This window comes from Paenibacillus sp. GYB006 (assembly GCF_036577645.1).
Taxonomy (GTDB): domain Bacteria; phylum Bacillota; class Bacilli; order Paenibacillales; family Paenibacillaceae; genus Paenibacillus.
The window spans coordinates 101,003-120,369 of the sequence record NZ_JARBDA010000011.1 but is presented as its reverse complement, the minus strand read 5'-3'; the positions used below and the strand labels follow the sequence as shown (position 1 = coordinate 120,369).

Sequence of the window (19,367 nt, the reverse complement as noted above, 5' to 3'; positions counted from 1 at the left end):
GATCACCCTCTCAGGTCGGCTACGCATCGTCGCCTTGGTAGGCCTTTACCCCACCAACTAGCTAATGCGCCGCAGGCCCATCCATAAGTGACAGATTGCTCCGTCTTTCTTTCTTCTCTCATGCGAGGGAAGAACCTATCCGGTATTAGCTACCGTTTCCGGTAGTTATCCCAGTCTTATGGGCAGGTTGCCTACGTGTTACTCACCCGTCCGCCGCTAAGTCTCAGAGAAGCAAGCTTCTCATTGACTCCGCTCGACTTGCATGTATTAGGCACGCCGCCAGCGTTCGTCCTGAGCCAGGATCAAACTCTCCAATAAAGTTATTGAAAAGAGCGATAAGCTCATTTAGAAAATGCTGACGAGAACTTAAAAGTTCTCTATTTCATTTGTTATGACCAACAAATGAAACTTGTATTAATTCACTCACGAGTTTTACTTGCGTAAAACTCCTCGTTGTTCAGTTTTCAAAGATCAATCTTCAATGTGAAACTCCATTTTTATCATCCGCTTATTTCAAGCGGCGACTTTTATAATATAACACATTGCCGTTTATTTCGTCAAGCAATTTTTTAAAATCTTTTTTCAAACTTTCTTACCGGTATAGTTCATTTAGTAATGACTTAACCTGAAAGTTTGTCGCCTTTTTAACGGGCGATTTATAATTTATCATATTAGGAAGGAATGAGTCAAGCTATATAACTAACTTTTTTAAAGATTTTTTATCTCTCCTTATTCAATTGCCATATTGTACACTTATCAAGGAGATTTGTTAGTAAAAAGAGCTGTATACCAGCTTATACTGTCACACTCTACAATCTTATTCGTCGAAAAGATAAGAGAAGATCATAATCCTCATCTCCTCTATCTTTAACATACGAACTCGAATCAATTCACAAAGTATCGAATCTCTCTCCCGCTTTCAGTTAATGAAGGGATCCAACTGCCCGTTTCCTTGATAATGGAACGATGCACTAACTTACGCAGCATGAGCGGGAGTTCCTCATGAATATACAAAAGATCTGGATGTATCATTAACTCAGCTAAACTTACAGGATGATTGCTTTTGCGAAGAACTTCTATTAATAACTCAGAGCAACCTTCCATTTTGGACATGACCGAAAACTCACAGGCCAGCAAAGTTAATTCCACGCGTTGTTCCAAGGTCTCTTCACTCGCTATAAGCTCGTCATATAATTTGTATACAGCTCTGTCCATATCTCTGATCTGTGCCCATACAGCTTGTTCTGGAGGGATCCCCCTCTCAATTACTACAATTTTTGCCCAGTGTTTGAGTGATTTCATAATACATTGATATGCATCGATTACCTGCCCATCTGCGAGCCAACGTTTTGCCTCAATACAGGTATTTAAAAAACAAGAGAACTCATAAAACATTTTTTGCTTACGCATCTTACTGCCAAACGCTAGCACATCATCTCTAAGCAAATGAAGTTTCTCGTCTCGATCCCATAAGATATCTCCATCCATAAAGGCTTCCGTTACACTGCGATCTTCTCCTGTTATCAAATCCCGATTAAGCTTCACCCAATCCATGTAAACAATCTGATAGCGGAGTTCACCTATAATGGAGTGTCTTATTTTATTATGCAAAGAGCTGTCTTCGTGCAAAATTAACACATACACTTCAAAATCCTGCATAAGAGATCCATGAAAATGCTCTCCCGAATGAGGGTACGCAATAGCTCCAACGACGCCCTGATTATCCGACTCTTCGGATAGAAAAGACAAATTAGTTAATTCCACGCTTTCCCTCCATACAATAAATGGTGATTTTTTACCAATTAAGTTATAATATAGTTCTACATTCTACATAAGAACATAGGTTTCCTGCTATACAGTGAAGACAACTACTCTTACGTTAGGAGCATTTATAATGATTTTTAAATCAGCTAAGATTGAAGCCTTTCGAACTTGGGGATTGCTGCTTACCATGATGGGTATGGGACTTATGGTCCTAGGTACAGCAGGTATTGTCTTTTTTGGTTCTGCTGGTAAGATCGCCGCAGGCATTGGACTTGTTATTGGTCTGATTGCGATGATGGGAAGTTTAGGGATCTATTTTTGGGCCGGTATGATGTCTGTCAGTGCGGTTCAGATCGAGTGTCCCGAATGCCATAAACTTACTAAAATGCTGGGTAAAACGGACCGCTGTATGTTCTGCAAAACCATCATGACGTTTGACCCCGCTAAAGCAAACATTACAGCCGACCAACTTGACGTCCAAAAATCAAGATCCTAGCATTATCATCTTACAGAAAAAAAATAATAGCTACTCTCTTTATACACAAAAAAAGCCGTGCTAACTCTCCAAGGATGGACTGCACTTTAGTTGTTAGATTGTGTCTAACAACTAAAGTGCAGTTCAAAAAAGGAGCCGCAGCACGGCTTTTCTATATAAAATCGTATTAGTTCATATGAATTCGGTTTAGCACAGCCCAGGCGCCTTCATTCGCAAAACTTCTGCTCCAAGAAGCGACTCCTGCTAATTCCAGTCTTTCAGCCAGTTCAACTCTTGCTCTAAGCGATGTCTTATCCTCAAGCCAAATCTTATTAAGGACTCCTTGCTCCTCGTACTCTACATAATGCTGACCTGTATCTTCTAAATACTGAGGGGTCAATTTCTGAGTCGAGATAATTTCCTGGGCAGTATCCATTCCAATTGCTTTGGAGCGCACTTTGATCTCTCCCTCAGCCATTTCCTCAGTCCACACTCTTGTATAGGTTGGCACACCGAGCAGTAGTTTTCCCGCTGGCACTTCATCCTCATCCATAATTTTAGTCATCGCAGCTGTAGTCCACGGTATAGACGATACAGATCCGGCTATTGGACTTGTAGCCCAATGCTCATCGTAAGTCATTACCATCATGTAATCAATAATCTGTCCAAGTGATCTGCGGTCAAGAAATTTACTCCATAGTTCACTATTTGATTTCGGTGTTACTGCTATCGAGAGCACTAAATCATTCTCCTTCGCATAAGGGCGAAGCTCTCTCATAAATTGAGTAACATTAGGACCGTCTTCTGTATATACACTCTCAAAATCAACATTAATGCCGTCCAGCTGATAAGTTTTTGCATATTCAATCATTTGTGTGATAATGGTATTTCGTTTTTCATAAGTGGATAACACTGCTGCCGTTAGGTCGGCATCAAATGCATTACTTATCAGACCCCAAACTTCTATACCTAATGATTTTGCTTTCTTCACATAAGCAGGATCGGCCTTACTTGCTACATTACCTTTGTCATCTGAAATCTCGAACCAAGTAGGACTAACTACATTCACACCTTTAAGAACAGAAAGAGTATCTGGGTCAGCTGCTCGATTGTAAACTGCCTCCCATGTAAGATTAATCGTTTTATCTTTCCATCTTTGTTCTGCCGCTGTTGGCGCCACTTCCAGTTTCGGGACAGTTACCGTCTCTGCCCTTTTCACTTCACTAGCTAAAACATAACCCGCATAACCGCTGTCCAGCTGCACGAATAACCATTTCCCATCAGAAGACCATATTCTAACCCGGTCACCAAGGTTCATCCTTTTCACAATAACCGCTTGATTGTTAGGTTTTTGATAAAGCGAAATGCGTTCTTCCGATTCCTTTTGTTTGCCGTTCCCTGCTGCTACTGCATATTCTATGGTCTCACCTTGATTCATGAGTAAAACAGCTCCTGTATCTGCGCTCTCATGAACACTGATTCCGTACACTTCTTTCAATGCTTGTACTGGAATGTAAAGTTCGCCCTCAGTTTCTTCAGGTACGGTTTGTAAAATATAAGGCTTTCCATTTAGTTCTCCCTGTTCTTCATCTTTTGTTAGCTGAAGTACCTTGTCAGGGGAGGTTAAAATAATTGTACCCTCTGATCCCTCATAACGTATGGATGGATCTACTTTCTCTTGGAGCACGGAAAGAGGGAGCTTCAAACTCTCATTAGAGCCTTTCGCTTCATAATCCATAAGTTCTCCTTGAACGAAGATCGGTTTTTCAAATCCTCTCCAATCCGTAATCTCATCCACGCTACGAATCACAAAGGTCGTTATCAATATGTAAGCAAGCGCGGCGATACAACCTAAGCCCAAGGCCTTTTTCCATAAGGGGACTCTTGTCCCTCGTCTTCGTGTTTTTCTTCTCACCATGTAAGTATCCTCCATTTGATATAACAAGAGTAAAGCACCAAAGTTTGAAAAGAAATAAAAAAAACGTGAGAAATTCCAAAAAAAGGAATTCTCACGTAATTGTAACAGTTTTCTGCTTACCTACAACTTTTACATACACCATAAAGTTCGAGACGATGACCATGCACTTCAAAATCCGTGCAGGCTGCGGCTTTCTCTTCTACGTCATGCAGTGAAGGATAACTGAAATCTTTAATTGTTCCGCACTTCTCGCAAATAATATGATAGTGTTCCGCTATATTCGCATCAAATCGGCTGGAGTTATCACCATAAGTCAGCTCTCTCACCATACCTGCTTGTGTAAACATCTTTAAGTTGTTATATACAGTGGCCACACTCATACTAGGAAATTGAGGTTCCAGCGCACGATAAATTTCATCTGCAGTTGGATGTCCCATTGATTCCATTAAATAATTAAGAATCGCATGGCGTTGAGGCGTAATGCGGACACCAGTCGTTTTAAGTTGTTCTAACGCATGTTGGACACGTGTTGCCATAAGCCCACCGCCTTACCTTTCTTACATCGCACCCTTACTAGGGATTAAATTTTTAAATTATTAGACAAAATTTTTCCAAGTTAAGTGACAGACTTCATATTTATTGTAAATTGTTACTCTTACAGTTGTCAACGCATATAGGCAAAGGAGAGGTATATTAGACAAAAAAGAATGAACTGAGTATAAATTAAAGTTCATCTCGCGGAGTTGTCTGTTGCTCTGAAATGCCCTCCGTCATTTGGGTCTGATTGATGATCAGATCACTATTTCCCTCGATTGTAATTTTATACTCGCCTTCACCAACGGTTCCTTGAATTTCTCTGTTCTTAACAGTAAATGGCAATTCGCTGTTTAAGTTGCCATATGTGCTGGAACCTTCAAGGGTATAGTCTCCGTCTTCAGGTAATGATAGATTAATATCCCCTACTGCACTATATATATTCCAATTGCCACCTACCATACTTGATGTTACCTGAACGGCTCCATTCAATGTTTCAAGACTCAGGTTATTTAAAGGATTCATTACTTTAATATTCCCATTGCGTGTTTTTGCTTCAATATCTCCTACAATACCGGAAGCCTGGATATGGCCTACCTGTGTTGATAAACTGATTTCTTTGGATACATCTTCCGCTCGGAGATCTCCTCGATTCGTATCTAACGAAGCACTTCCCGTCACATTTGCAACCGATATATTTCCGTTTAGTGTCTTAGCCCGTATATCACCGATTGCACTATGAATATAAATTTTACCGTTACCGGATTCGACGTTAATGTTGTTAATTGCTTGCGGCCGATCCATATATATAGCACCGTTCGATGTTCTAACCTCCAGATCAAATCTGCGGTCGTCCGGGATTGTAATCGTCATATTGAGTCTTGGCTGGCGTTTCGATTCACTCCCATAACCTTGGGGCGAGGTAGAAATGTGAATGGTCTTACCTTCGTTCACCTTCACCTTTGAAGCTTCTGCTACTGCCTCTGCCTCTATTTCTTCCACCTGATCTACCCATACTATGGTGTTAATCTGAATTTGTTCTACGTCGCCTCGGTTTACTCTTATATCTCCATTAACATTCTCAACAAGAACAGCTGCAGTACTCATCTCTACAGGAACTGCAATGGTATCTTTGACAATCCGATTGTCTGTAGCTTCACTATAATCCATCGAAGCAGAGGAGAGATTCAAACTCACTCTATTCCATAGATGAGTGTAATGGTCCTGCTGCGTTACAACAAAGATACAAGCGATAAGCGTAACGGAGAAAATAATACCTTTAAAATCCGGCTTAAATCTCGATTTATATTTTCTTTTACTGGAAGGCCGAAATTGTTGATGCAGAATAAACGAAATAATAAATTCAATTCCCCATATAACTAGAATAAACGGCCAGTATCTTAAAAGCTCAAATGTGTACTCCATCTGATAAATCTGATCAAGCAGCAGAAGGATACCCGTTATCATAATAAATAAAGCAGCTGTATATCGACCAATTCGAATTTTATAAGGTAATGCCATTCTTTTATTTTTTTGTTTCTTCCAAAAGCTTAGCGATAGTAAAATTTCTCTAACGAGAAGAATGCCGCCAATCAAAATCAAGACAACGGCTGTACCCGTGGTCCCATACAGGGCAATGTACTGCTGCAACCACCTCGGTCTCTGAATGAACAGCACCATTAAAGTGCCACCAACAATAAGGAGTATTCCGAAAGATATTCCTCGTTCCCACGCTAAAAATCTAAAATTAGGAGCTAAAGTTCTGTCCTCTTCGTCGCTCTGCCCGTGGGGCCTGCGCTTGCGCATTACAATCTGATCTGCAAGCTGGAGAACTTCATAAATATTTATGAAATAGAGAACAGGAATAAGAAGACCCAGCAATATGAGCAGCGGTACATTAATTTGTATACCGATCGTAGAGAAATAAAGAAGAGCTGATAAATCAAGTAATAAGAGAAAAATAAAGGTCAGGCCCTTAATGTATACACCAAGATATAAATGACCCAAACCCGGTAATAAAGCAGATAATAGACCTGCTATAAACTTATGTTTTTTTCGTGTAAAACGTTTTGATGAGCCAGATTGCATGGAAGGCTGCATGTGAATATCCACCTCCTGAATAACAAACTATGAACGGTAAGTCCATTTTCTTTTTGATACTACCCTATTCTCTTTTGTCTGTAACTGGAAATCAAATGGGATTTATTAACCTAACCTTGGTAAACAGAATAATTTAAAAGGAAATATAAAAAGAACTGTTCAGTAAGTTTGAACAGTTCTTATATGATCTATATAAGATACAAAATAATAGCCTTTTTATGCAAGCAAGTCTTCTATTCCACTGAAATAGAGCGAAATTGATGCCACTCCTGCAGCTTCGTAACAAGGGACACCGTATTGAAACTGTTTGGAACTAGCACATGAAGAGTAACCTCGACATGTCTTTCTAACTCTGATCGGTAGTTTGATGAACTGATATCCAGATCACTTACTGTCATTTTACGAACGGCAATCTTCTCTTCCTCCATAAAGTGAGAGATCTTCTCGATCAGTACAGGTGTAGATACCGCACTTAGTGTAATAATGTGGGGTTTATTCGCTTTCAGATAACGTCTCTCCACTTTATTAAACACCCATAGGTTAAGAAGGACTAATACAGTGGATACAATAGCAGCAAAATAAAATCCAGCACCTACTGCAAGTCCAATACCTGCAACTACCCAAATAGAAGCTGCTGTTGTAAGTCCTGTAATGGACTTTCCTGTAAATAAAATGGTCCCAGCACCCAAAAAACCAACCCCTGTAATTACAGCGGCGGCTAAACGAGCAGGGTCCATACGTACATTTGCTTCATTCACGAAATCAGCAAAGCCATATGCGGATAATAACATAATAAGTGCAGAGCCTAAGCAAACTAAAATATGTGTCCGAAAGCCAGCTGCATGGTTAGACCGCTCTCTCTCAATTCCAATTAATCCACCAAGTGTCATTGCTGTGAGCAGCCTTAAAAGGATATCCCATTGTCCAATGTACCATGGATCGCCCATTTTATCTTACCCCTTCCGTTAAACTCATCCAGTATTAGGAACGATCGTTTATCCTATTCAAATGAAAAGTCGTTAATTCCACTCCAGGAGCAACCTCCTGTGTTTCTATCGGTTTAAAACCGTATTTTTGATACAAGTTCGAAGCGGGTATATTTTTAAGTCCTGTTGAAACGATGATTTTGGGCACATCCCGGTGTAGATCCAGCACATATTCAATGAGCTGTCCTGCTATTCCTTTGCGAAAATGAAGCGGATGAACCATCATCCGGGAAATGGTTCTGGTCCCTTCCTCTTCTGTCTCTACAGCTACCGCCCCAAGTAGTTCCATATCATCTGTTATATAACCAAAAAACGATTCACCGCAACCCTGAATCGTCTCTACGGTATCTAAAAGCGGCGGAATTTCATTAAAGCCAATCCACTGTGCTTCCAGGCGATATGCCAAGTGCTGAAGTCTCCAAATCTCAAGGACCAAATCTGTGTCCTGCAAAGAGATTGGTATGATTTTGCCTTCCATCTAAGCTAGTTCCTCCTACCATAAAAGAAGCCCGTCATCATAGACGAGCTTCTATCAGTATATTCAAGCATAACCTAGCGGCTTAAAACTTCAACAAGCAGTTTATTGGCTAGTCCAGGGTTTGCTTTCCCCTTACTTTCCTTCATCACTTGTCCAACTAAGAAACCGATCGCTTTTTGCTTTCCTGCTTTGTAATCCTCTACGGATTGCGGATTAGCTGCAACAACCTGTTCAACAATCGTCAGAATGGCTCCTTCATCACTGATCTGTACGAGCCCTTTCTCTTCTACAATCTGCTTAGGAAGTTTGCCGCTTTCGAGCATTTCTTTAAATACGGTCTTCGCAATCTTGTTGCTGATCGTTCCCTTCTCAATAAGGCCGACCATTTCTCCGAGACCTTGTCCAGTCAACTGGAGTGCCGTGATTTCTACCCCTTCACTGTTAAGGTAGCCAAGCAAGTCACCCATAATCCAGTTGGATACGGCTTTTGCATCAGAAGTGTATTTCATGCTGTCTTCAAAAAGATTAGCCAGATGCACAGATGAAGTAATGACTTCCGCATCATAGGTTGGAAGGCCGTATTCCGAAGTATATCTCGCCTTACGCTCATCAGGAAGTTCTGGAATCGAAGCGCGAACGCGATCTTTCCATTCCTGACTGATATGAAGAGTAACCAGATCCGGATCCGGGAAATAACGATAGTCATGAGCTTGTTCTTTACTCCGCATAGATAACGTTTTACCAGCAGCTTCATCCCAGCGGCGTGTTTCTTGAACAATCTCTTCTCCATCATCAAGCAGCTCCGCTTGGCGAATCTCTTCGTATTCTAATCCACGCTGCACTCCGCGGAAAGAGTTCATGTTTTTCAGTTCTGCTTTCGTTCCGAGTTTGGTCTCACCAAAAGGACGAAGACTGATATTAGCGTCACAACGCAGCGATCCTTCTTCCATCTTCACATCGGATACATCGCAGTACTGCATAACAGCACGAATCTTTTCAAGATAAGCACGCGCTTCTTCTGGAGACGAAATATCCGGTTCGGATACAATCTCAACAAGCGGAGTTCCCACACGGTTGAAGTCAGCAAGCGATGCATATCCGCCGTCAACGTGCGTCAGCTTGCCTGCGTCTTCTTCCAAATGCAAACGAGTGATACCAATACGTTTTGTTTTGCCGCCTACTTCAATGTCAATCCAACCATTTTCCCCGATTGGCTGATCATACTGTGAAATCTGATATGCTTTTGGCGAATCAGGATAGAAATAGTTCTTACGGTCAAATTTACTTACATCCGCAATGGTACAGTTAAGAGCCATCGCTGCTTTCATGGCATATTCTACTGCTTGACGATTAAGTACCGGCAGTACTCCGGGGTGTCCTAAACAAATCGGACATGTATGTGTATTAGGCGGTGCTCCAAATTCTGTAGAGCAGCCGCAGAAGATTTTGGATTTTGTATGGAGTTCAACGTGAACTTCCAGCCCAATGACAGTCTCATATTTCTTTGATGACATATTCTATTTCCTCTCTTTCCTCTGTGAATTACAGCTGTGGACGCTGTTTATGGTAATCGGTGTGCTGCTCAAAAGCATGGGCTACACGCAGAACGGTTGACTCGTCAAAAGCCTTTCCGATAATCTGCATACCAACAGGCAATCCATCTGCAAAACCACAAGGGACGCTGATCGCTGGAACACCGGCGAGACTTACAGGAATGGTAAGAATATCATTCAAATACATCGTTAGCGGGTTATCCACTTGAGATCCAAGTTTAAATGCGGTTGTCGGAGCAGTAGGCCCGATAATTACATCATAGTTTTTAAACACTTCATCAAAATCATTTTTGATCAAAGTACGTACTTTTTGAGCTTTCAAATAATATGCATCATAGTAACCTGAGCTAAGTGCATAGGTTCCCAGCATAATACGGCGCTTCACTTCAGACCCGAAACCTTCACTGCGGGAACGGTGATACATATCCAGCAGATTGTCCGGATTCTCAGCACGAACGCCATAACGTACTCCATCAAACCTTGCCAGGTTAGAGGAAGCTTCGGAAGAAGCGAGCAAGTAGTAACTTGCTACTGCATATTCGGTATGCGGAAGCGAAACTTCTTCCCAAGTAGCGCCCAGGCTTTCAAGCACTTTCAGGCCTGCCATGACCGTTTCCTTAACCGATGCATCGACCCCTTCTCCTATATATTCCTTTGGTACCGCAATTCGCAGCCCTTTCACATCGCCGGTCAAAGCGCTGAGGAAATCAGGTACTTCTACATTAGCTGAAGTAGAGTCCATTGCATCATAGCCGGAAATGGCTTGGAGTACATAAGCTGAATCTTCCACATTTTTGGTGAGAGGTCCAATTTGATCAAGAGAGGATGCAAAAGCAACGAGTCCAAAACGAGAGACACGGCCATAAGTAGGCTTGAGTCCAACCACGCCGCAGTAAGATGCAGGCTGACGGATCGATCCACCTGTGTCGGAACCTAGTGTGAAATAAGCTTCACCCGCTGCCACAGCTGCGGCTGATCCACCACTGGAGCCGCCAGGTACATGATCTAAATTCCAAGGGTTACGTACGGGATAGAAGCTGGAATTCTCGTTGGAACCCCCCATTGCAAACTCATCCATATTTAGTTTCCCGAGTGTAATCGTATCGGCTGCTTTCAGCTTTTTAACTACTGTTGCATCATAGACAGGGTCGAAATTTTTCAAAAACTGACTGGCACATGTGGTTCGAAGTCCTTCAGTAACGATATTATCTTTGATTCCTGCAGGTAGTCCAAACAGCAAGCCTCGCTCTTCGCCAGCCGCAAGCTTGTCATCAAGACGTCTTGCAGTCGCTTGTGCTCCTTCTTCATCTAAAGTCAGATAAGCACGAACCTGTTCTTCTACTTTGCCGATTCTTGCATAAGATGCAGCCACTAATTCGGAAACTGAAAACTCCTTGGCATGCAGCTTATTATGTATTTCAGGTAATGTAAGATTAAGCAAACTCAACGGTATTTACCTCCCTATTGTATCTATTCAAGTATAGCCGGAACTTTAATCTGACCCTCTTCTTCATCCGGCGCATTCAGCATAACTTTTTCTATTGGCAGACTTTCACGCACTTCATCTTCACGCATTACATTGGATACATGCAGTACATGTGTAGTCGGCTCGATCCCATCGGTGTCTAGCTCGTTCAGCTTCTCAGCATACTGCAAAATCGCGTTCAGTTGCTCCGTTAGCTGCGTTTCTTCCTCTTCGCTTAGGTTAAGACGTGCCAGCTTTGCTACATGCTGTACATCCTGATTAGTAATACTCATACTAGGTTCGTTCCTCCTTCAAATTAACCCTATCTATTGATATTGTGTCCATTTTAACACGTCCATGCAGTGAATCAAATGAAATCGTTATAAAGAAACAAAAGGAGCCGGGAAATTGATCCGGCTCCTTACAATTAAATCCATGCACGTAGATTAACTTGCTTTATAAAATCCGCTTGTGACATTGGTTCGTTCGCGGCCTCTTCTTCCTCTTCCACTAATTCCAGTTCATCGCCATTCAATAACTGACGAAACAACTTCTCATTATGTGTAGCCAGTGCGTAATCAATAAGGGCATCCCTCTCTATACGCTCTGCTTCCTGTCTCAAGATTTGTTCTTCCGGTTCTATATCACCTGATGGAACAAAAAAGTTACGATTTACCTGAGGAACACGAATCACATAGTCAAAAGCGTTATCTGGATTCCGATCATAAGCAATAATATAACCGTAATCTCCTACAGGAAGATTCTGCTCAAAGGCGTCCGCGACGATGATAATCTTTTCCCCTAAATTCAGCATCGTCTACCTCCTGATTCATTATTGTCTGTATAGTCTACTAAAAAAAAGTAACGATGTCTATGGAAAGAATCGCCCCGTGCGAGATAAAAAGATAGATAAGGATAAAAAGAGATACATAAAAAAAGAACGCAAACCGGGACGAATCCTCAGTCTGCGTGCTTGTCATGGTTGGGTGTTTCTAATAAAGTTCATTCTACTCATTAACAAGAGTGTTGTCCATACTTTTTGAAGAAAAATGTCGGATTCACTACTATTTTTAGCGAGAAGCACGAACGTATGGATTATTTTGTTTCTCAAATCCGATGGTTGTCTTCGGGCCATGACCGGGATATACCACAACATCCTCATCAAATGTATAGAGCGTGTTCTGTATGGAATCATTCAGCTCTCGCTCACTGCCTCCAGGAAGATCAGTACGTCCTACACCCGAACGGAATAATACATCCCCGGCAAAAAGATCTTTACCGCTAAGCAGACTCACACTGCCTGGGGAATGTCCTGGAGTGTGGAATACTTTGAAGGTATGTCCTACTAAATTCAAAGTCTGTCCCGCAGCGAGGTCATATTCTGCCGGGCCTGTCATCAGCGGTTCCGTCACATCAGGCCAGCGAAGCGATCCATTCCATTTGGGAGATTCCAGCCATTCTGCTTCCGCTGCATGCAGATAGACTGGGCACCCTTTCCACTTCCGAATTTCTTCTACACCGCCCATATGATCAAAATGAGCATGAGTAAGCACGATGGCTTCAATCTCAAGATCCTCAATCGCCCGGACAAGCGACTTAGGGTTCATACCCGGATCAATAATAAAAGCTTTACTCGCATCTTCTCCTTGCACCAGATATGCATTTGTTTGCAGTGGTCCAAGGTTAAAAGTTCGTATATTCAGCATCTAAAAACCGGAAATCAGTTCACGCAGCTCACGTATAATCGCTGCCTGATACTCCGTACCCTCCCCGTAACGTTGTATAATTTCCTTGCGTGTTTCTGTGAGTTTATCCTGATAATCTGCCGCCTCAGGGTCTTTATTCTCTGTCTTAAATTGAACCATCGCCTCCTGCACATGAGCAGGTCGAGGTCCCCAAGTTCCAAGCACGTGACCACCGGAGTCTGCAAAGATAACTACCGGAATCGAACGTCCTCCCAAGGTTAAGAATTGATCCATAATTTCAAGGTGATTCTCCATAATCAGTACTTCTGTAGGAATTCCTGTAATCTCCATTGCTTGGAATACAACCGGAATATTACGAACAACATCTCCGCACCAATCAGCCGCTAAAATAAGAACGCGCAAATCATCACGATAATTTAAGCTTTCAAAGAAAGCCTGATCTTCGGCATTTGCCCACTTAAACCGTTGATACCAATCCTGAAAAGCCTCTTGGTTCTGAGTCATGTTCGAAACAAATTCTTCTGGTGATAATCCTTTACCGAATTTATGCGATAAATTTGGAGCCATGAGAAGCACTTCCTTTCCGTTTCAGAATGTGATCAATTGATATGATGATTACATATAAACCAAATCGATAAAATACAAACAGAAAAGGAAAATATGTTCATCCTTACTTTATGTAAATACGGAGGATACCCTGTAAAGATCAAAGCCTCTCCTTTTTCCATCATATCATGAAGTTCTTATTTTCTTCTACCAAGACAGGTATCCACTGCAGCTCCGTCCGCATATGGTACAAAAAAGGAGGTCGATGGCATGAATCACTCTGCCCGTCCCGGACAGACCGCTCCCTACGCGAAAGGACCCAAGACGAAGCTGCCTTCAGCTCGAAAAATCCGCAGGGCTTGCAATAAAGAATTGTACCGGACTATCAAGCGACTCAAAGTTTATATTGCACCAGACCTTGTAACACAAGGTGAAAATCTATATTACCGAAAAGTGATTGGCAACCTGATCTGGGTGAACGAAAATCATAATAACCGAAAAGTTCAGTGTGACTGGTGGGACAAAGATGTACTCCCTGAGCTTGCCGCACTTTGGGATATCCCAGAAGCCAAACTTTCCGCAGCATTTCGAGATTCTTACGGAGGTTAACTCCTGCTCCTTATGATGAAGGTACATCTTCTCTCAGGTTCATCACTCCCTAGGGATCCGAACAGGTAAAGCCAGAGCACCCAGTAAGATAAGAATCATCCAGAACACCGTATAACTAAAATCAAAATCAACCCCGCCATGCAGTATAAGAAGCAGCCCGGCAGGTAAGAGTTCCGGCGCGTGCCGCCGCAGAAGTCTTCCTATATAGACAAAGAGACTCGTCATTAGCAGCAGCCCTATCAAACCTGTATCAAGCCACATATCGAGATAGGCGCTATGTATTTCATTTCCTGCATACGGAGCTGATTGCACCGTATGCACGGCATGTTTCCAGGCCTCCCCGCCATGGCCCAGCCAAGGGGAGTGCAGGGCCAATCTGGCTGCATCTTGCCACATCACCTCCCGGGAGACCCAAGTCTCTCCGGAGGTTATTCTTGCGGATGCAGTGCGGATCACGAGCCAGGCACAGCTGGCGAGGCTCGCTGTACTTACTGCGGCAGCGGCCACCCTCCGGCCGCGCGCAAGCAGTGCATGAAGCAGCAGCGCACCTGTGAGCGCTGCGATCTCTCCCCCGGTCAGCCACAGTAGGCCGGGGATGGTTGCCGGCGCAAGGCTCGCGCCGGCAAGTGCTCGGTGCGTGACTGCCGCCGCAAGAAGCGGCGCAGCACCCGCACAAAGCAGCAGCAGGCGCTGTCCGCGTTGCTGCAATAAGAGCATGGCGGCAGCGCATACGCACGCCGCCAGCCAAGCACCGCGCGACTCGCTGAGGAGAAGCGCGGTTGCAGCTGGATATATAGCAAGAGACGAGAGGATCACTCGCTCTCTTGCCCCTTTTCCACTGCTGCTAAAATCGGATGCCGCCGCCGCAAGGCGCTCCAGTAAAAACATCCCCACAAGCGCTGCATAGGCATTTGGATATTCAAGCACCCCGGATAATCTTGCCCCCGCAAAGCTAATTAGCGGATCATCCGTGCGCAAAATGGTATAAGGTAATACAAACAAGCCGCATACAGCAGACAAACCGCTGATCACAAGAAGCCAGCCTGCTACCTGAATACTTGCAGCAAGCCATCTTTTTCCGAGCGGTTTCGTGCCAAGTACAAAACAGACTACCGCAAAAACACTAATAAATCCAAACCGGATCATATTTTGAAAAGTACCTTCTAAACTAATCGGATTCCCCCATACGAATTGGACTGCATAAATAACAGATAGAAGTAGAGGAATCACGTATAAAAAAGCTCCTTGGCCGTACAGATGATCATACCAAAATCTACTTTTCTTTCTTAAGTGAAGCCAAACATATAAGTACAGAACAAACAAAGCACAAAACAAGGCCCCTCCGAGTTTATATACATCCTCTACATAAAAAAGGCCTCGGTCCATGATCCCCATCACGAGTACAAAGCCAGTAAGAACACCTAATATTGAATACAGCCATCGTTCTTTTTCCGCAGATTGTTCTCTTATCTTTTGATACATCATGGTTTGGACGATCCTCTTTTCCTACCTATCTACCTATCTACTATTCCCCCCAAAAAAAGAGGCTAACCCTATATTAGGGTCAGCCTCTTATCTAACACTTTTGTTCTATTTTTTCTATGCAATTTACGATTTAGGAAGCAAATCACGACAAGCCCGTTCCAGGTAAGGATCCACATGTAAAAAGTCCCGGTAAGCCTCGTATTCTTTCCACAAGGTATCCCGGTCGCCTGCTTGTCCTCGCACCGCTCGGATTAGGATGTTTTTTGGGGTATGCTCCATATCAATAAACTCCAGCAGCTGAGTTCGATATCCCATCATATCAAGTAATTTAGCTCGAATGGAATCGGTAGCAAGAGCAGCGAAACGCTCTTTCAGAATGCCATGAGACAATAATGGATTCATAACCGAAGCTTCCATCTGCGCAAACAATTCATGCTGACAGCAAGGTACAGACAAAATAACCGAAGCTCCCCAGCGAACTGCTTTATCCAGTGCGGCATCGGTTGCCGTATCACAGGCATGAAGCGTCACTACCATATCTACTTGTTCGAGCTCATTATATTCCGCAATATCCCCTACCAAAAACTTCAGATTCTGATATCCCAGATTTTTGGCGATCTGACTGCAATGTTCAATGACATCGGCCTTCAAATCAAGACCAACAACTTGAATTTTCCTTCTTTGCTTCACCGCCAAATAATGATAAAGAGCAAACGTCAGATACGATTTACCACACCCAAAATCAACGATTGTGATAGGTCTTTCCTCTGGCAGACTAGGCATGATATCCTCAACCATCTCTAAAAAGCGATTAATCTGCTTGAATTTATCATATCTACGAGCATATACTTTTCCTTCCTCACTCATAATACCGAGTTCAATGAGAAATGGAATCGGCTTGCCATCTTCAAGTACATATCTTTTTTTACGATTATGTGAAAGGTCAATCTCCTTTTTGGACGGGGACCGAGTTAGAATGGAGACCTTGTATTTTTTACTAATCAAAATCTGATAGTCCGCTTCTGGTGTACATAGCATACCTTGTCTAAATGTTTCCTCAAACATAGCAGTCACAGCCTTAACTGCCTGCTCAGGTTCTAAATTTTCATGAATTACCTTATTGTTCTGATGATATGCAAACTGATAGTGCAATTTATTCTTTAGCAATACAGGTTTAATCTGTACTTTTGAATAAAGCTGGCCTTCTCGTTTACGTAATTGGCTGAGTGTAGCATTGATCAGTGCCTGCTCTTCAAATATATCTGTAATTAATTTTCGTAAAGAATCCAAAATGGTACATCTCACTTTCTATATAACTTTATCTTAGTAACGATAACATATTAAACCATTATGTTCAGTAAGTTTATTTTTATCATGGAGTGACCGAATCATACTACTTTCTTTGCAAATGATAAAGTCCTTCTTCTACCTCTTGACGAGGCAGTCCACCTTGTTTAAGTATCCCATCTTCAAGTTTTAAAAGACGCTGATAGAATACGCGAGCTTCTTCTTTGTATTGTTCGTCGCGGTCCACCAAACGATACCAACTATTCTCAGCTTCCGCATATTGACCTATTTCTTCCCGGTATAATGCCGATAATCTTTCCGTTTTGTCTGGAAGTTCATATCCTTTCACTTTCACATATAGCTGCTGAATTCGTACCGGTGCTTGCAAAATATCCGGATTGGCTCCATTCAGCATACAGTACAGATATAAATGCAAAGCTTTCATATACCGGATTAAGCCTTCATCTGTATGTCCTTGATCCTGATATATCTCGCCTTCTTCTTCCAGAATACGGGCAACCTGTTGAACTTGATCTACTTCGATCCCGCTACCTTGACGGAAGAGATCAATAATATCCTCGGCAGGTAATGAATTCAGGAGCTGAGAATTTAAACGAAACTGACGTTTCAGCCACTCATCCAGTTCCCATAAAGCTTCTATGTGTTTTTTCTTCTGTTTGAGTTCAAACACTTTACCGATCATGTTGGTCATTTCCTCCACCATACGAAGGAGATAATCTCTTCTGAACATATGGATTTTCACTCCTTAGACAGCTTATCCGTACTGTATGTATTGATTTTACCTGCATTCCTTCGAAAAAGCCAAACCACACAAAAAAGCAGACAGGTTCTAACATTCACCTGTCCGCCTATTAATCTATACTTTTATTTCACATTCTTATTCATAAACTCTAAGATAACTCGTGTCAGCTCATCAGGGGCCTCTACCATACTCATATGTCCAGCACCACGAATTAAAGCCTGCGTAACTCCTTCACCATCTGCAGTAAAGGTTCTATCCGGCGGTACGACTCCATCGGATTCTCCAGCGATAAGCAGGACGGGGACAATGGAGTCCTCCAGAACAAGACGCCGATCAGGACGTTCTCTCATAGCGATTGCTGTGCTGGTTGCTCCCAGCGGAGAAGTACGATATCCAATCTCCTGGATTTTGTCGATTACGGTGGACATCCGTTCACGGTTTTCCTCTGCAAATAAACCCGGCACGAGAGAATCCACAAAACTCTGAATTCCTTGTGTTTGAATGGTAGAGACGGCTGCTAATCTTTTCTCTTTTGCTTCTTCGCTGTCTGGATAAGCAGTGGAATGAACAAGTCCAAAAGCTTTTACCCGTTCAGGGTAACGTTCGGCAATAGAAAGAGTGATGTATCCGCCAAGTGAATGACCAAATACACTTACCTTAGCTAGTTCAAGTGCATTTAGCACTCCCATTACGTCGTCTGCCATCTGATCTATGCTGTAACTGCTATTAGGAGCATCTGACTGACCATGTCCTCTTAGATCAGGAACAATGCAGCGATAATTCGCTGTGAGTTCAGGCAATATTTCATCAAAATAAGCCGAATTGCCACAGAAACCATGTAATAATAAGATGGCCTCTCCGGCTCCTTGATCCTTATAAGCAATGTTCTGGTTTCCAAGTTCCATTTTCTCCATCCGTTACGCCTTCTTTCTGTTAGCAGTATATAGCCGTATTAAAACTAAAACACCTGGATTAGACTTATCTATTCTATTACTCTTTTTATAACCTATTGAAACACTTACCTTATCTGCAATTATTTCCTAGACCTCAATAGCTAATTCATTTACTTGACTCATTCTCGTATAGTCCACACTTGCTTTTGCAGCGTCTGCAATCTGTGATGCCATATTCATTACTTGATACAGTGAGGTCATTTGCAAGATGGAATACGGTCTGGGACCGTTCCTATTTACAATGCCGGCAATACTATAATTCCCTACAGGAGGCAGTTGTCCTTTTACAGACCGGCCCGGGAACAAGGCAGTTGACTTACTTATAAATCTACCTATATTAGCAGCATCTCCAAGACAGGCATCTATGGCAATAATGATCTGATCAGGGGGAATTTCTGCGAGATGCGACTCTAGATTGGCCGCATCACAAGGACTTGAGAGCGTACCTATCACTCTTGTAAAACCATGATCACACAGATAGGTTCCGGTCAGCGGGCCAAGTGCATCGCCAGTAGAGCGATCTGTTCCAATACATACGAAAGTGATCTCTTCTTCCTTGTGCTTGGTATATATTTGTTTAAAAAAAGAGACAAGCTGATCCGCTGTTACCGCGTTCCTCACTGACATTCCGCTACGAGAAGTAAGGGAAGTGAATTTAGACAATACCTGTCATCTCCTTTTCTGTCTTCTTTTCCTTTCTATCCTGCTCCTTACATGATACAATACGAACAAACTTTACTGTACC

General features: G+C 42.6%; 19 protein-coding genes and 1 rRNA gene. 2 read left to right on the top strand and 18 right to left on the bottom strand.

The features are described from left to right. Positions 1–318, bottom strand: a 16S ribosomal RNA gene (locus PV403_RS19715); the annotation flags it as partial. Positions 319–885: 567 nt separating this feature from the next. Continuing rightward, entirely contained in the window at positions 886–1,764 is an 879-nt protein-coding gene (locus PV403_RS19710) for a nucleotidyltransferase-like protein (protein ID WP_213534602.1), read from the bottom strand. A 130-nt stretch (positions 1,765–1,894) separates the two neighbouring features. Here PV403_RS19710 and PV403_RS19705 point away from each other — a divergent pair, with 130 nt between their 5' ends. Beyond that, positions 1,895–2,260, top strand: a complete 366-nt coding sequence (locus PV403_RS19705; protein WP_213534604.1) for a DUF2614 family zinc ribbon-containing protein — start codon at positions 1,895–1,897, stop codon at positions 2,258–2,260. A 166-nt stretch (positions 2,261–2,426) separates the two neighbouring features. Here the strand turns inward: PV403_RS19705 and PV403_RS19700 are convergent, their stop codons facing one another. The 11 genes from PV403_RS19700 to PV403_RS19650 all read right to left on the bottom strand — a co-directional run bounded on the left by PV403_RS19700 (position 2,427) and on the right by PV403_RS19650 (position 13,546). Beyond that, positions 2,427–4,157, bottom strand: a complete 1,731-nt coding sequence (locus PV403_RS19700; RefSeq protein WP_213534606.1) for a glycosyl hydrolase family 18 protein — start codon at positions 4,155–4,157, stop codon at positions 2,427–2,429. Positions 4,158–4,273: 116 nt separating this feature from the next. Next, positions 4,274–4,693, bottom strand: a complete 420-nt coding sequence (locus tag PV403_RS19695) for a Fur family transcriptional regulator (protein WP_213534608.1) — start codon at positions 4,691–4,693, stop codon at positions 4,274–4,276. Positions 4,694–4,880: 187 nt separating this feature from the next. Beyond that, a complete protein-coding gene (locus tag PV403_RS19690; protein ID WP_213534610.1) occupies positions 4,881–6,791 on the bottom strand; it encodes a DUF4097 family beta strand repeat-containing protein in 1,911 nt (636 codons plus the stop codon). Positions 6,792–7,024: 233 nt separating this feature from the next. After that, complete coding sequence (locus PV403_RS19685) at positions 7,025–7,738, bottom strand: MgtC/SapB family protein (protein WP_213534612.1); 714 nt, start codon at positions 7,736–7,738, stop codon at positions 7,025–7,027. A 34-nt stretch (positions 7,739–7,772) separates the two neighbouring features. After that, positions 7,773–8,255, bottom strand: a complete 483-nt coding sequence (locus tag PV403_RS19680) for a GNAT family N-acetyltransferase (protein ID WP_332085699.1) — start codon at positions 8,253–8,255, stop codon at positions 7,773–7,775. Between the two features lie 74 nt (positions 8,256–8,329). Continuing rightward, complete coding sequence (gene gatB, locus PV403_RS19675) at positions 8,330–9,769, bottom strand: Asp-tRNA(Asn)/Glu-tRNA(Gln) amidotransferase subunit GatB (protein ID WP_213534616.1); 1,440 nt, start codon at positions 9,767–9,769, stop codon at positions 8,330–8,332. 28 nt (positions 9,770–9,797) lie between these two features. Then, complete coding sequence (gene gatA, locus PV403_RS19670; RefSeq protein WP_213534625.1) at positions 9,798–11,255, bottom strand: Asp-tRNA(Asn)/Glu-tRNA(Gln) amidotransferase subunit GatA; 1,458 nt, start codon at positions 11,253–11,255, stop codon at positions 9,798–9,800. A 23-nt stretch (positions 11,256–11,278) separates the two neighbouring features. Then, positions 11,279–11,566, bottom strand: coding sequence for an Asp-tRNA(Asn)/Glu-tRNA(Gln) amidotransferase subunit GatC (gatC, locus tag PV403_RS19665; RefSeq protein WP_213534627.1), 288 nt, complete (start codon positions 11,564–11,566; stop codon positions 11,279–11,281). Positions 11,567–11,700: 134 nt separating this feature from the next. Beyond that, positions 11,701–12,087: an ATPase gene (locus PV403_RS19660; protein WP_160035831.1), complete on the bottom strand. Its 387-nt coding sequence runs from the start codon at positions 12,085–12,087 to the stop codon at positions 11,701–11,703. A 256-nt stretch (positions 12,088–12,343) separates the two neighbouring features. Next, positions 12,344–12,979: an MBL fold metallo-hydrolase gene (locus PV403_RS19655; RefSeq protein WP_332085698.1), complete on the bottom strand. Its 636-nt coding sequence runs from the start codon at positions 12,977–12,979 to the stop codon at positions 12,344–12,346. After that, positions 12,980–13,546: a thioredoxin family protein gene (locus tag PV403_RS19650; RefSeq protein WP_213534636.1), complete on the bottom strand. Its 567-nt coding sequence runs from the start codon at positions 13,544–13,546 to the stop codon at positions 12,980–12,982. It lies immediately after the preceding gene. A gap of 249 nt (positions 13,547–13,795) precedes the next feature. On the opposite strand from PV403_RS19650, the gene PV403_RS19645 reads away from it, so the two are divergent. Then, positions 13,796–14,134: a hypothetical protein gene (locus PV403_RS19645; RefSeq protein WP_213534638.1), complete on the top strand. Its 339-nt coding sequence runs from the start codon at positions 13,796–13,798 to the stop codon at positions 14,132–14,134. Positions 14,135–14,176: 42 nt separating this feature from the next. On the opposite strand, the gene PV403_RS19640 is transcribed toward PV403_RS19645, so the two are convergent. The 5 genes from PV403_RS19640 to yyaC form a co-directional block, all read right to left on the bottom strand. Next, the gene (locus PV403_RS19640; RefSeq protein ID WP_332085697.1) at positions 14,177–15,619 is read right to left on the bottom strand and encodes an O-antigen ligase family protein; all 1,443 of its coding nucleotides are present in this window, start codon (positions 15,617–15,619) and stop codon (positions 14,177–14,179) included. 123 nt (positions 15,620–15,742) lie between these two features. Continuing rightward, the gene (locus PV403_RS19635; protein ID WP_332085696.1) at positions 15,743–16,909 is read right to left on the bottom strand and encodes a class I SAM-dependent methyltransferase; all 1,167 of its coding nucleotides are present in this window, start codon (positions 16,907–16,909) and stop codon (positions 15,743–15,745) included. Between the two features lie 103 nt (positions 16,910–17,012). Next, the gene (locus PV403_RS19630) at positions 17,013–17,657 is read right to left on the bottom strand and encodes a DUF6483 family protein (RefSeq protein ID WP_332085695.1); all 645 of its coding nucleotides are present in this window, start codon (positions 17,655–17,657) and stop codon (positions 17,013–17,015) included. 134 nt (positions 17,658–17,791) lie between these two features. Continuing rightward, complete coding sequence (locus PV403_RS19625) at positions 17,792–18,583, bottom strand: alpha/beta fold hydrolase (RefSeq protein WP_332085694.1); 792 nt, start codon at positions 18,581–18,583, stop codon at positions 17,792–17,794. A 126-nt stretch (positions 18,584–18,709) separates the two neighbouring features. Continuing rightward, complete coding sequence (gene yyaC, locus PV403_RS19620) at positions 18,710–19,285, bottom strand: spore protease YyaC (RefSeq protein ID WP_332085693.1); 576 nt, start codon at positions 19,283–19,285, stop codon at positions 18,710–18,712. Positions 19,286–19,367 lie beyond the last annotated feature (82 nt).